Consider the following 12,433-nt stretch of genomic DNA (forward strand, 5'->3'; position numbering starts at 1 on the left):
CTGGAGCCGTGCAGGTGTTTACCATCACGGGATGTCACTCTCTCATCTGCACCGGGACGCACCTTGACCGACGCAAAGAAACCCCATTTTGGCCAGCCCTTCAAGGTGGGCTCCCTATCTTCCACACCGCCTGGTTTCAAGTTCGGGATCAACTACGGCACGGGCCTGGTGTCGGGCAATAGAGTCGCCGCTGAGCCAGCCCTCCCCGATGACGCGACAGCCTGCAACACGCGGGGAAATGACTGGCTGCTGTCCAACCGGACTGCCGACGCCATTCGTGCCTACGACCGGGCCATCGCACTCAAGCCCGACTACGTTGATCCGTACTTCAACCGCGGCAACGCCCTGCTGCGCCTGCAGCGCAACGAAGAGGCCTTGGCCTCATTCGACCAGGCCATCGCGCTTTCGCCGGGGTTGGTGCTGGCGCACTACAACCGCGGAACCGTCCTGCAAACGCTGGGCCGGTTGCCGGAGGCCATGGAAAGCTACCGCCGCGTGCTGGCGATGGAGCCCGGGAATGCGCAGGCGCGTTTCAACCTGGGCTGCGTGCACCTGCAGATGAAGCAGTTTGGAGAAGCCCTGGAATGCATGGACGAAGTGATAGCGCGCGCACCCGAGATACCGGAGCCGCACAACAATCGGGGCACGGCCTTGCTTCGGTTGGGGCGTTATGCCGAAGCAGTTGCCAGCTTCAGCCGGGCACTGGCCCTCCAGCCTCAGTACGCAGAGGCATACAACAACCGGGGCGAGGCGCAACTGCAACTGAGAAACCTGGAAAACGCGCTGGCGGATGTCCGCCGCGCGGTCGAGCTTCGGCCCCAGCAAGGGGAGTCCAGATTCCTCATGGGCAGGCTTCTGCGGGAGATGAAGCGGTATGACGAAGCATTGCAGCAGTTGTACCTGGCTCAGCGCCTGTCTGCCCCGATTCCTGTGCTGCAGTGCGAAATCGCCACGGCGAAGGTGAATGGTTGCATTTGGCAGGGTCTGGAGGAGGAGATCCTTCAGCTGCAGCAGGCAGTCACAGACCAGAAGCACGCGCTGGAGCCGTTCATTGCGTTGTCATTGTTCGATGTGCCCGCGCTTCACAAGGAGACGGCGCGGCTCCAGGCCGAGCGCGAGCTTCCTGCTCCGGCACTGGGCGCCATTCCTGCACGTGCAAGGCACGGAAAAATCCGCGTGGGGTACTACTCGGCAGATTTTCGAGATCACCCCATGGCGCACCTGATCGCCGAGCTCTTTGAGGTGCATGACCGCGAGCGGTTCGAGTGGTTCGCCTTCTCGGTGGGGCCTGACGTACAGGATAGGATGCGCCAGCGCGTGGCGGCGGCGTTTGATCATTTTCTGGATGTCCGTGAGCGCAGTGATATCGAGATCGCCCGTCTCTCTCGGGAACTCGGTATCGATATCGCCATTGACCTGATGGGTTTTACCATGGCGAGCCGGTTGGGTTGCTTTTCCCACCGGTGTGCCCCTGTCCAGGCCAGCTATATGGGCTATCCGGGTACCACCGGGGCCGACTGCATGGACTACGTGATTGCCGACAAGGTGGTGATCCCGCCTCAATCCCAGGCCCATTTCACTGAAAAAGTGGTCTACCTTCCCCACAGCTACCAGGTCAACGATTCGCGGCGCAAGATTGCGGAGCGCGAATTTACTCGCGAGGAGGTGGGTCTGCCAGCCAGCGGGTTTGTCTTTTGCTGCTTCAACAACAATTTCAAGATCATGCCACCCACTTTCGGCGGCTGGATGCGCATCCTCCACGCTGTCGAAGGCAGCGTGCTGTGGCTGCTGGAAGACAACCCGACAGCCGCGCGGAACTTGCGGCGCGAGGCGCAGGCCCGGGGGATTTCCGCGGAGCGCCTGGTGTTTGCGCCGCGCATGCCCATGGACCAGTATCTGGCGCGCTTGCGGCTGGCGGACCTGTTCCTGGACACCCTGCCCTACAACGCGCACACCACCGCCAGCGATGCTTTGTGGGCGGGGTTGCCGGTGTTGACATGCATGGGGGAGTCATTCGCGAGCCGCGTGGCTGCCAGTCTCTTGTGCGCCGTCGGACTGCCGGAACTCATCGCGCAGACCCAGGGCGATTTCGAGGCGCGGGCGATTGAGCTGGCCCGTGACCCCTCGCAGCTTGGGCATATTCGCGGCAAACTGCGCAGGGAGGGCCCTGTGTCGCCGCTGTTCGATGCCAGGCTCTTCGCACGCCATGTGGAATCGGCGTACACCACCATGTACGACCGCTTGTGCCAGGGTTTGCCTCCCGATGTGATCGAGGTGTGATGCTCCCTCCTTGGCAGCCCCGAGCAGCGGTGGCTGGCGCCGTCACGGGTGCGTACGCAGCGCGTGCCAATTCCACAACTTTGCTCTGACTCCAAAAATGAATCTCACCCTGTTCGGAACCGGTTATGTGGGGCTTGTCACCGGGGTGTGCCTTGCGGAACTGGGCAATGATGTCCTGTGCATCGACACGGATGCCGACAAGATTGCAGCCCTTCAGCGCGGAGAAGTGCCCATCTACGAGCCCGGGTTGCAGGAGCTGGTCGTCAGCAACTCCCGCGCGGGCCGGCTGGGGTTCTCCACCGACATGGCGCGCGGAGTGGCCCACGGGGATGTCCAGTTCATCGCGGTGGGCACTCCTTCTGCGGAGGACGGCAGTGCGGATCTGCGCCATGTATTCGATGTGGCTGGTGCCATTGCCACGCACATGACGGGCTTCAAGGTCATCGTCAACAAGTCGACGGTGCCCGTCGGCACGGGCGAAGCGGTGCACCGTGCTGTCGCCGCCACGCTGGCGCGACGCGGGGAAGGCGCGGACCCGGCCCCTGACTACGCCGTGGTGTCCAATCCAGAATTCCTCAAGGAAGGCAGCGCGATCGAGGACTTCATGCGGCCCGACCGCATCATTCTCGGCTGCGGCGACACGCCGCAGGAGCTGCGGGCCGGCAACCTCATGCGTGAGTTGTACCGCCCGTTCGGGCATGGCCACGACCGCGTCATCTGCATGGACCGGCGCAGTGCCGAGTTCACCAAGTATGCGGCGAACGCCATGCTGGCCACGCGCATCAGTTTCATGAACGAGATGGCCAACCTGGCCGACCGGCTGGGTGTGGACATCGAACCCGTGCGCGTGGGTATCGGCGCGGATCCGCGCATTGGTGAGAGCTTTCTTTACCCGGGCGTGGGCTATGGCGGCAGCTGCTTTCCCAAGGATGTGACTGCGTTGCAGCGCATGGGCGAGGAGGTCGGTCTGCCGCTGCGATTGCTCGCGGCGGTGGCACAGGTCAACGATGGACAGAAGCGGCTGCTGGTGGACAAGCTCGCCCAGCGGCTCGGACCGGATCTTTCCGACCGTCGGCTGGCGGTGTGGGGGCTTGCCTTCAAGCCCAATACCGATGACATGCGCGAGGCTTCCAGCCGGGTGCTGGTCCGTGAATTGCTGGAGCGCGGGGCGGTGCTTCGGGTCTTCGATCCGGTGGCCATGCAGGAGGCCCGCCGTTGCCTGGAGGAGGATCTGCGCGACCGGCCCGAACTGCTCGAGCATATCAGCTATGCCCAGGATCCCATTGACGCCGCGCGCGGTGCAGACGCCTTGCTGATCGTGACCGAATGGCAGGTGTTTCGCAGTCCCAATTTCGATGCCCTGCGGGCGGCCCTGCGGCAGCCCCTTGTCGTGGACGGGCGCAATCTGTACGAGCCGCGCTCCATGCGGGCCCTGGGGTTCGACTATCTGACCGTGGGCCGCAGCGCTGCGGATGCACTCGGGGCCATGGCAGCATGACGACGGAAAAGAAAATCCTGGTCACGGGAGGCGCTGGCTTTCTTGGCTCCCATCTGTGCGAGCGCCTGCTGAAGGATGGCCATGCGGTGCTGTGCGTGGACGACTTCTCCACCGGCTTGGAAAAGAACATCGCCCACCTCCTGGCCTCGCCGCGGTTTCGTGTGCTTTGCCACGACGTCGTCCAGGCCCTGGATGCCGAAGTGGACGAGATCTACAACCTGGCCTGCCCCGCGTCGCCCGTGCACTACCAGTCCGATCCGCTGCGGACCCTGCGCACCAGCGTGCTGGGTGCCATGAATCTGCTGGAGCTGGCCCGCAAGTGCCATGCCGTGATTCTTCAGGCCTCGACGAGCGAGGTGTATGGCGACCCCGGCGTGCATCCGCAGCCTGAGTCCTATTGGGGCAACGTCAATCCCATCGGTGTGCGGGCCTGCTACGACGAGGGCAAGCGCTGCGCGGAGACCCTGTTCTTCGACTACCGGCGCCAGCATGGCGTGCGCACCAAGGTCGTGCGGTTGTTCAATACCTATGGCCCGCGCATGCGTCCGGATGACGGCCGGGTGGTCTCAAACTTCATCGTCCAGGCGCTGCGCGGGGCGGATCTGACCGTTTACGGGGCGGGGACGCAGACCCGCAGCTTCTGCTACGTGGATGACCTCGTGGAAGCCCTGGTGCGCATGATGGCCACGCCGGACGAGGTGGCGGGACCGGTCAATCTGGGCAATCCAGGGGAGTTCACCGTCCTGGAACTCGCGCAGAAAATCCTCGCAGGGACGGGCTCGTCCGCGCGGATCACCTACCACCCGCTCCCGGGAGACGATCCCCGGCAGCGGCAGCCCGACATTTCGCTGGCGCGCCAGCTGCTGGGGGGGTGGGCCCCCCGCGTCGACATTGACGCGGGCTTGCGCCGGACCATTGCCTATTTCAAGGAGGCGGACGCCGGCTGAGCCCCGGGAGGCGGAGCCAGCGCGTGTCTGGCATCCGCCCCCGCTGTGCCATTCCGCGATGCCCCCCGTTCCATTTGGAACATGTCGAGGGGCCGGAGGTGCGGATATGGTGCCCGCCGGGGTTTGGTCCTTTCCGATGCCGATACCGAGCCCCCGCTGCCATGAATCTGTTTCTCCGTATCCTCCTGACCCTGTTGCTCGCTCTGGCTTGCGCGATCGGCTGCGCAGCCCTTCACACCCCGCTGCCCTGGATGATCGGCCCGCTGCTGGCCACTTCGGTGGTGTCCATCGCTGGCGGGCCCACGGAAAGCTGGGGGCCCTTGCGCAATGCGGGGCAGTGGACCATTGGCGCCGCCTTGGGCCTGTACTTCACGCCCCAGGTCGTGGGATTGATTGGCGGGCTCTGGTGGGCCATCGCGCTGGGCATCGTGTGGGCGCTGTTCCTGGGCTGGCTGTTTGGCGCCTGGCTGTACAGGGTGCATGCGCCGCGCATGCACGGGGTGCCTGCGCCGATGCTGCGGGCCACGAGCTACTTCTCGGGGGCCATCGGTGCGGCATCCGAAATGACCCTGCTGTCCGAACGCGAGAACGCCCGCACCGACCTCGTGGCGGCCAGCCACAGCCTGCGGTTGCTGATCGTCACGGTCACGATCCCTTTCGCGCTGCAATGGAGCGGACTGCATGGCCTGGACATCCTGCCGCCCACGGCCCGGGTGGTGAGCGCACCCGGTCTGGCGCTGATGGCGCTGCTGACGGGGGCCGGGGCCCTGCTGATGGACAGGCTGGGCCGGGCGAACCCGTGGTTCATGGGCGCGATGCTGGTGTCCATGGGGCTCACCATGGCAGGCATCACCCTGTCCGCCGTGCCCCAGGCGATGGTGAATGCGGCGCAACTGGTCATCGGCGTGAGCCTGGGGGTCCGCTTTCGTGCGGATTTTCTGCACACGGCGCCGCGCTGGCTCGTGTCGGTGGCGGTGGGCACCCTGGTGCTCATGGGGGTGTGCGCGTTGTTCGCGGCCTCGCTGGCCTGGGCGACAGGTCTGCCCTGGGTCACCCTGCTGCTGGGGACCTCGCCCGGAGGCATCACCGAGATGGCCATCACCGCCAAGGTGCTGCAGCTGGGCGTGCCGGTGGTCACGGCGTTCCAGGTGTGCCGGCTGATCGCGGTGCTGATGCTGGTGGACCCGCTGTACCGCAAAATCTACCCGTCCTCCGAGGCCTGATATGTGGCAGGGAGCGACTGCGTTGGGCGAGGCCGCGGCCTCCCGCACAATCAGAGTTCATGGCGATGCGTTCGCTTACACAACTATCTTGCGCGTGCCCTTGTATGGCCGCACTTTCTGATCATGAGCATCAAATACAACTTGGGTGGCCGCCCTCCACGGAGTCTCCAGACCCAGCAAACGGCATTGTTTGAGCAGGCCATACGTTTGCACCAGCAGGGGCAGTTGGCACAAGCGAATCAAATGTATAACGCCATCCTGCAGGTCAATTCGCGCCATTTTGGAGCCTTGCACATGCTGGGCGTTTTGGCGTACCAGACGGGGCATCACCAGGCTGCATGCGATTTGATTGGTCAAGCGATTGAGCAGCAGCCGAGGGATCCCGCGCCCTATGTCAACTGCGGGCTTGCACTGGGTGCATTGGGACTGCGAGAAGAGGCACTGGCGCATTTTGATCGCGCCATTGCACTGCGCTCCGATTTTGCCGAGGCCCATGTCAACCGGGGAAAGACATTGGTTGAGCTTGGACGGGTTTCAGAGGCCCTCCAAAGCTACGATCTGGCTATCGCCGTCCAACCCCGAATGGCTACCGCCCACAACAACAAAGGAACCGCGCTTCGGGCGCTCGATCGGTTGGACGAGGCGTTGGCGTGCTACCAGCAGGCCTGGACATTGGACGGCAATTACGTCGATGCCCTGTTGAACCTTGCAACGTTGAATGCAGCACTAGGCCGCACCGATGAGGCGCTAGCTGGCTTCGACCGGTTGCTCGCACTGCAACCGCTACATGCTCAGGCCCACAACGGTAAAGGCGCCATCCTGGCCCAGAAGGAACAATGGGAGTTGGCGGTACCGCATTTTCAAGCAGCCATTCAGTCAGACGAAAAGCTGGTGCCAGCGTACAAGAACCTGGGGCAGTCACTACATGCGCTGGCCCGGTACGACCAAGCCGTGCCTGTGCTGCGAAAGGCTTCTGCGCTGCAACCCCATGACTTGGACATCCTTGCACTTCTGGCGGTGGCGCTGACCGACGCAGGGCTGTTTGCAGATGCGCTGGACATATACGACTTGGCAATCCGGTTGGCTCCTGACAGGCCCGGCCTGTACTTTAACCGTGCGGGTCTCCACGTACGATTCAACAGACATGCAGAGGCTCTAGCAGACTTCCTGGCTGCGTCGGATATGCAGCCAGATAACCAGTATTTGTTCGGCTGGATTGTGAATAGCCGTGTTCATTCTTGCGACTGGAGTGAGCTATCTGCCGATTTGAAACGCTGCGAAGAAAGCATTCTTGCTGGTGAAAATAATGTGCCACCTTTTGTTGCGTTGTCGTTGTTTGATTCGCCCTCGCTGCAAATGCGAGCTGCTATTAATCGGGTGAAGGCGGATTTCCCAGAGAATCATTCTCTGGGTGCAATTCCTCAGCATGCGTCATCTGAAAAAATTCGCGTTGGCTACTATTCTGCTGATTTTTATGGTCATGCGACTGCATATCTCATGGCGGAGCTGTTTGAGGAGCATGATGGGCAGCATTTTGAATGGTTTGCATTTTCAAGCGGGCCAAATATCCATGATTCAATGCGAGAACGCTTGGTTGCCAGCTTCGATCATTTTATCGATGTGCGTGAGCACCGGGATGCTGATGTTGCCCGTATGTCAAGGGAGCTGGGTATAGACATTGCTGTCGATTTGAAAGGCTTCACTACAGACCAACGTTTTGGAGTTTTTTCTCATCGTTGTGCGCCCGTACAGGTTAGTTACCTGGGATATCCAGGAACGACAGGGGCACCATATATGGATTATGTGATGGCCGACAGGGTGGTCATTCCGGATGCCGAGAGGGAGTTTTTTTCTGAGAAGGTTGTGTACTTGCCGCACAGCTACCAAGTCAATGACGCGAAGCGAAGAATCAGTGACAGGGTATTCACTCGTGAGGAACTGGGGCTTCCAAGTGCGGGGTTCGTATTTTGTTGCTTCAACAATAATTACAAAATTCGCCCACTCGTTTTCGATAGCTGGATGCGTATCTTGCGCGCTGTACCAGGCAGTGTTCTGTGGCTTTTTGAAGGTAATGCCAGCGTAGTGACCAATTTGCGCGGTGAAGCGCAGGCGCGAGGTGTTGCTCCAGAGCGGCTGGTGTTCGCACCGCGCATGCCGTTGGATGAGCACTTGGCGCGCCATCGCTGCGCCGACCTGTTCCTGGACACGTTACCCTACAACGCCCACACGACAGCCAGCGATGCGCTGTGGGCGGAGCTCCCAGTGCTTACCTGCCAGGGCAGGTCGTTTGCTGCCCGCGTGGCGTCCAGCCTGCTCCATGCCGTGGGCATGCAGGAGTTAGTGACCCGGGACGCGGCCGAATACGAGGCCCTGGCAATTGCGCTGGCGCAGGACCCGGGGCGCTTGCAGGCGCTGCGCGCCAGACTGGCGGAGCAGAAAGTTGTCTCGCCACTATTTGATGCGCGGCAATTTGCGAGGCACCTGGAAGCGGCTTATACCGCGATGCATAGCCGACATGTACAAGGATTGATGCCAGACGGGATCCCCATTTGATCCGGCCACGAGGGGGGAGAGGCTGCGCGGCCCTTCGCGCGCCGCTCAGTGCACGACCACCGGGTTCTGCGCCAGCCCCGCATAACGGTCCAGCGCGTCTTCCACTTCTTCCTGCGTGGGGGTGTCGCGCTGCCAAGCCAGGATCTGCTCCTGGAACATCTCGGCCCAGGAGCCGTCCAGGTACACCTCTTTGCCCGAACGCTTGTCCACGATTTCAAAGCCATGGCGTGCGAGCTGGGGAACGGCGGGGGCGGTGTCGTTGAGCGCCTGGGTGCTCTTTTTCTCCACGGCGTCGGGCAGCATGTGGACCACCACGAAGGATTCTGAGTCGTAGAGCATGTGCATCGTGTTCCCCTTGTCGATATAGATGTCAGATGACAGCGGGTTCGCAGAGTTCAAGGCCCAAGGCAGCTTCCGGGAAACGCTGGCAAGGTCGTAACGCCTTGTCCTACGGATCGGTGATCAGGGGAAGCCCGCTCTGGGCTTGGCTCTCTGCTGCGTTCCAGTATTTCATGAAAAAGCGGTGCGGCCGGGCTTCCGGGGGTTTTTTACCGGTCCGGAGCTCGGGTGGCGCTCGGGCGCAACACTTTGATGCAGGAGTGGGCGCCGCAGCCGCCTGCTGTGCCGTCTTTCCTCTTGCGCAGACCAGTTTCAACCGGCCTGCCGCGACCACGCCTCACGGCGCGCCACTGCTGCGCAGCAGCAGGTCGGCGAAGTCGCCGTTGGCCTGGGTCAGCTTGATGCGCACGGGCAGGTAGTTGAGGGCGGGGGCCACCCAGAGCTCGGCCTTCTGGTCGTAGTCCTTGCGGGGCAGGCGCAGCAGCTTCAGGGCGGGGGTGGGGCCGGCGGGCAGGTCCAGCGTTTCCGGGCCTTCGACGGTGAAGGTCCAGCGGTCTGCGGTACGGGCGCTCACGGTGGTGATGGTGACCTGCGTGCCGGGCACGAAGCGGCCCGGGTCGGCCGCCAGCATGGCACCCAGCTGGATGAACAGGCTCAGCCTGTCCTGTGCGCCCGGGCCGACGGCGGCCTCGGGTGTGTTGGCGCTGAAGGTCACCCGGCCCTTGGCATGGTCGAAATGCGCGGCCTGCTCGCTGCGGGATTTGTCGGAAAACTTCTCGGGCAGCAGGCCCTGGGCCGTGATGGCGCCCACGCTGCGCTGTATGCGGCTGCCCACCAGGAAGGCGCTGACCTCCTGGCGCGCTTCGTAGCGGCTGCCGTCGTGCTGCCAGAGCAGTTCGGCGCGGGCGTTGTACGCGAACTTCTTGGCCTGCCCGCTCACGTCGAACGCCAGCCGCGTGGGGGCCGGAATGCGCACGGGCGGCGGCGGGGCACCCGCGCTGCGTGCTGTGCCGGAGCCCGGGGGCGCGATGTCGATTCCGGCGGCGGTGGTGGTGGTGGTTTCTTCCGCAGGCGGTGCCGAAGCCGCTGGTGCCGGTGCCTCGGCCTGGGGGGCTGATGCCGGGGTGGCCGCGTCTGGCGTGGCAACGTCGGCGGCTGGCGCGGCGGTGGCGGCGTTTGCGCTGGCCTCTGCACCCTCCACCTGCACGGAGGCCCCGGGCGCCGCAACCGGCGGATCTGCCGCGGCCGGGGAGGGGACGGGCGGCGCAGGTTTCCTGCGCACCACGGGCTTGGCCGCAGGCGGCGTTGGCGTGGGCGCGGCCACTGGAGCCGCGGTGGGGGCGGGCGCGGGCGGCGGGGCTGCCACGCTGCGCGTGCTGAAGACGCGGCCCGCCGCTGGCTGCTGGGGGCTGTCCCACGCCAGAGGCACCCCTGTCAGCACCAGCCAGTGCAGGGCCAGTACCAGGGCGGTGATGAGAACCAGGGCGCGCCGTGGCATCTACAGCGATGCGTGCAGGAGGGGGCGTCAGGCGCTGCCGGCGCCCAGGTCGCTCGACAGCTGGGCGGCGGCCGCGCGCAGCGGAACGTCGATGGCGCCGTCCCATTCCGGGTCGAAGGTGGCGATGGAGCCCAGCGTGGTGATGCCCAGCTCCAGATGGCCGTCCGCGTCGAACACCGGTGCGCAGAACGCCACGATGCCGGGCAGAAGGGTGTCCACCACGCGGGCCGCGCCGCGCGTGCGCACCTCCGCCAGCAGTGCGTTCACCTCGGCCATGGTGGAGGGCAGGTCGGTGCGCCGCATCTTCACGGCGCGGGCCAGCTCGTCCTTGAGCAGCGGAGCCACCACGTCGGGCGCCATGTGCGCCGCAAAGCAGCGGCCGGTGGCGGACGAGAGCAGCGGCATCACGTCGCCCAGGCGCAGGTTGGCGGTCACGGCCTGGGGCGATTCCTCCCAGTGCACGATGGTCGGGCCGTGGTTGCCCCACACGGCCAGCGCCAAGGTGTGGCCGATGCTTTCCATGAGCTCGGGCATGCGCTCGCGCGCCAGGCGCACGGCATCGAGCCGGGCCAGCGAGGCCAGCCCCAGCTTGAGGGCGGCGGGCCCCAGGTCGTAGCGCGCGGTGCGGCTGTCCTGCATGACCAGGCCCAGGCGCTGAAAGCTCACCAGATACCGGTGCGCCTTGGCCGCGCTCATGCCGGCCGAGGCCGCCACATCCTTGAGCATCAGCGGCCCGCGCGAGCGTGTCAGCCCCTCCAGCAGGGCAAAACCCACCTCGACCGATTGAATTCCTGCACGTTCTTTGTCCATGTGCACTAAAATTTGCGAGTTTTGTTTAGTTAAATCAATTTACCCAAGCGTAATTCGTGCTGGGTGAAGACTTTCAACCCCTTGAGACAAAGGTCCTGCCACCATGAAACTCGCTACCTACAAAGACGGCTCGCGCGACGGCCAACTGGTTGTCGTCTCCCGCGACCTGGGCACAGCCCATTATGCGACCGGCATCGCCAGCAAGCTCCAGCAGGTGCTGGATGACTGGGGCTTCCTGTCGCCCCAGCTGCAGGACCTGTACGACCAGCTCAACAGCGGCCGCGCGCGCCACGCCTTCCCCTTCGACCCCGCCCAGTGCATGGCCCCGCTGCCCCGCGCCTACCAGTGGGCGGACGGTTCGGCCTACATCAACCACGTCGAACTGGTGCGAAAAGCGCGCAACTCCGAGGTGCCCGAAAGCTTCTACACCGACCCGCTGATGTACCAGGGCGGCAGCGACGACTTCATCGGCCCTTGCGACGATGTGGTGGTGCCCAGCGAGGCCATGGGCATCGACTTCGAGGCCGAGATCGCCGTGGTGACCGGCGACGTGAAGATGGGCGCCACCGCCGACCAGGCGCTGGACGGCATCCGCCTGGTGATGATCGCCAACGACGTGAGCCTGCGCAACCTGATCCCCGCCGAGCTGGCCAAGGGTTTTGGTTTCTTCCAGAGCAAGCCCGCCACCGCGTTCGGCCCCGTGGCCGTGACGCTGGACGAACTGGGCGACGCCTGGGACCACGGCCGCGTGAACCTCACGGTGCAGTCCACCTGGAACGGCCGCAAGGTTGGCATGTGCGATGCGGGCCCCGAGATGACTTTTCACTTCGGCCAGCTGATCGCCCACGTGGCCAAGACGCGCAACCTGCGCGCCGGTTCCATCATCGGCAGCGGCACCGTGAGCAACAAGGGCGTGACCGACGCCAGCGGCCGTACCGAATGGCCCAAGGGCTACAGTTGCATCGCCGAAAAGCGCTGCATCGAGACCATCCAGGACGGCAAGCCCAGCACCGAATTCATGAAGTTCGGCGACACCATCCGCATCGAGATCAAGGGCAAGGACGGCGCCAGCATCTTCGGCGCGATCGACCAGACCATTGCAGCCCCCTGAGTCGCCTTCGGCGCCTTCCCCCTCAGGGGGACGCCACCAGTGGCCTGGCGGAGCCAGTTCCACGGTGGCACTGGCCTGAGGATGTGCCCGTTTCATGCGCCGTGCGCTGAACGTGTGGCATAGAGATTTTTAAGCCAAAATGGCCTCTAGCGCTTGATATATAAGCGCAAGCAG

The 12,433-nt window shown here is 64.0% G+C and carries 9 protein-coding genes; 6 read left to right on the plus strand and 3 right to left on the minus strand.

From position 1 onward, the window contains the following. The first annotated feature begins 63 nt into the window (after nucleotides 1–63). The 5 genes from AC3RCE_RS02915 (at nucleotide 64) to AC3RCE_RS02935 (ending at nucleotide 8,501) form a co-directional block, all read left to right on the plus strand. Entirely contained in the window at nucleotides 64–2,280 is a 2,217-nt protein-coding gene (locus AC3RCE_RS02915; protein ID WP_492254479.1) for an O-linked N-acetylglucosamine transferase, SPINDLY family protein, read from the plus strand. A gap of 97 nt (nucleotides 2,281–2,377) precedes the next feature. After that, complete coding sequence (locus AC3RCE_RS02920) at nucleotides 2,378–3,778, plus strand: UDP-glucose dehydrogenase family protein (RefSeq protein ID WP_492254480.1); 1,401 nt, start codon at nucleotides 2,378–2,380, stop codon at nucleotides 3,776–3,778. Further along, nucleotides 3,775–4,725, plus strand: coding sequence for a UDP-glucuronic acid decarboxylase family protein (locus AC3RCE_RS02925; RefSeq protein ID WP_218297299.1), 951 nt, complete (start codon nucleotides 3,775–3,777; stop codon nucleotides 4,723–4,725). Before AC3RCE_RS02920 ends, AC3RCE_RS02925 begins: the two co-directional genes overlap by 4 nt. Nucleotides 4,726–4,886: 161 nt before the next feature. Further along, nucleotides 4,887–5,948 carry an AbrB family transcriptional regulator gene (locus tag AC3RCE_RS02930; protein ID WP_492254481.1) on the plus strand — a complete coding sequence of 354 codons (1,062 nt, stop codon included), beginning with the start codon at nucleotides 4,887–4,889 and terminating at the stop codon, nucleotides 5,946–5,948. 123 nt (nucleotides 5,949–6,071) lie between these two features. Then, the gene (locus AC3RCE_RS02935) at nucleotides 6,072–8,501 is read left to right on the plus strand and encodes a tetratricopeptide repeat protein (protein ID WP_492254482.1); all 2,430 of its coding nucleotides are present in this window, start codon (nucleotides 6,072–6,074) and stop codon (nucleotides 8,499–8,501) included. Nucleotides 8,502–8,546: 45 nt separating this feature from the next. Here AC3RCE_RS02935 and AC3RCE_RS02940 read toward each other — a convergent pair whose 3' ends face one another. The 3 genes from AC3RCE_RS02940 to AC3RCE_RS02950 all read right to left on the minus strand — a co-directional run bounded on the left by AC3RCE_RS02940 (nucleotide 8,547) and on the right by AC3RCE_RS02950 (nucleotide 11,148). Beyond that, nucleotides 8,547–8,846: a BTH_I0359 family protein gene (locus tag AC3RCE_RS02940; RefSeq protein ID WP_010462989.1), complete on the minus strand. Its 300-nt coding sequence runs from the start codon at nucleotides 8,844–8,846 to the stop codon at nucleotides 8,547–8,549. Between the two features lie 331 nt (nucleotides 8,847–9,177). After that, entirely contained in the window at nucleotides 9,178–10,338 is a 1,161-nt protein-coding gene (locus tag AC3RCE_RS02945; RefSeq protein ID WP_492254483.1) for a DUF3108 domain-containing protein, read from the minus strand. Between the two features lie 27 nt (nucleotides 10,339–10,365). Then, the gene (locus tag AC3RCE_RS02950) at nucleotides 10,366–11,148 is read right to left on the minus strand and encodes an IclR family transcriptional regulator (protein ID WP_492254484.1); all 783 of its coding nucleotides are present in this window, start codon (nucleotides 11,146–11,148) and stop codon (nucleotides 10,366–10,368) included. 103 nt (nucleotides 11,149–11,251) lie between these two features. Between AC3RCE_RS02950 and AC3RCE_RS02955 the strand changes: the two genes are divergently transcribed. Beyond that, complete coding sequence (locus tag AC3RCE_RS02955) at nucleotides 11,252–12,259, plus strand: fumarylacetoacetate hydrolase family protein (protein ID WP_218341382.1); 1,008 nt, start codon at nucleotides 11,252–11,254, stop codon at nucleotides 12,257–12,259. Nucleotides 12,260–12,433: the final 174 nt, after the last annotated feature.

This window comes from Acidovorax sp. GW823-FHT05D11 (genome assembly GCF_058795695.1).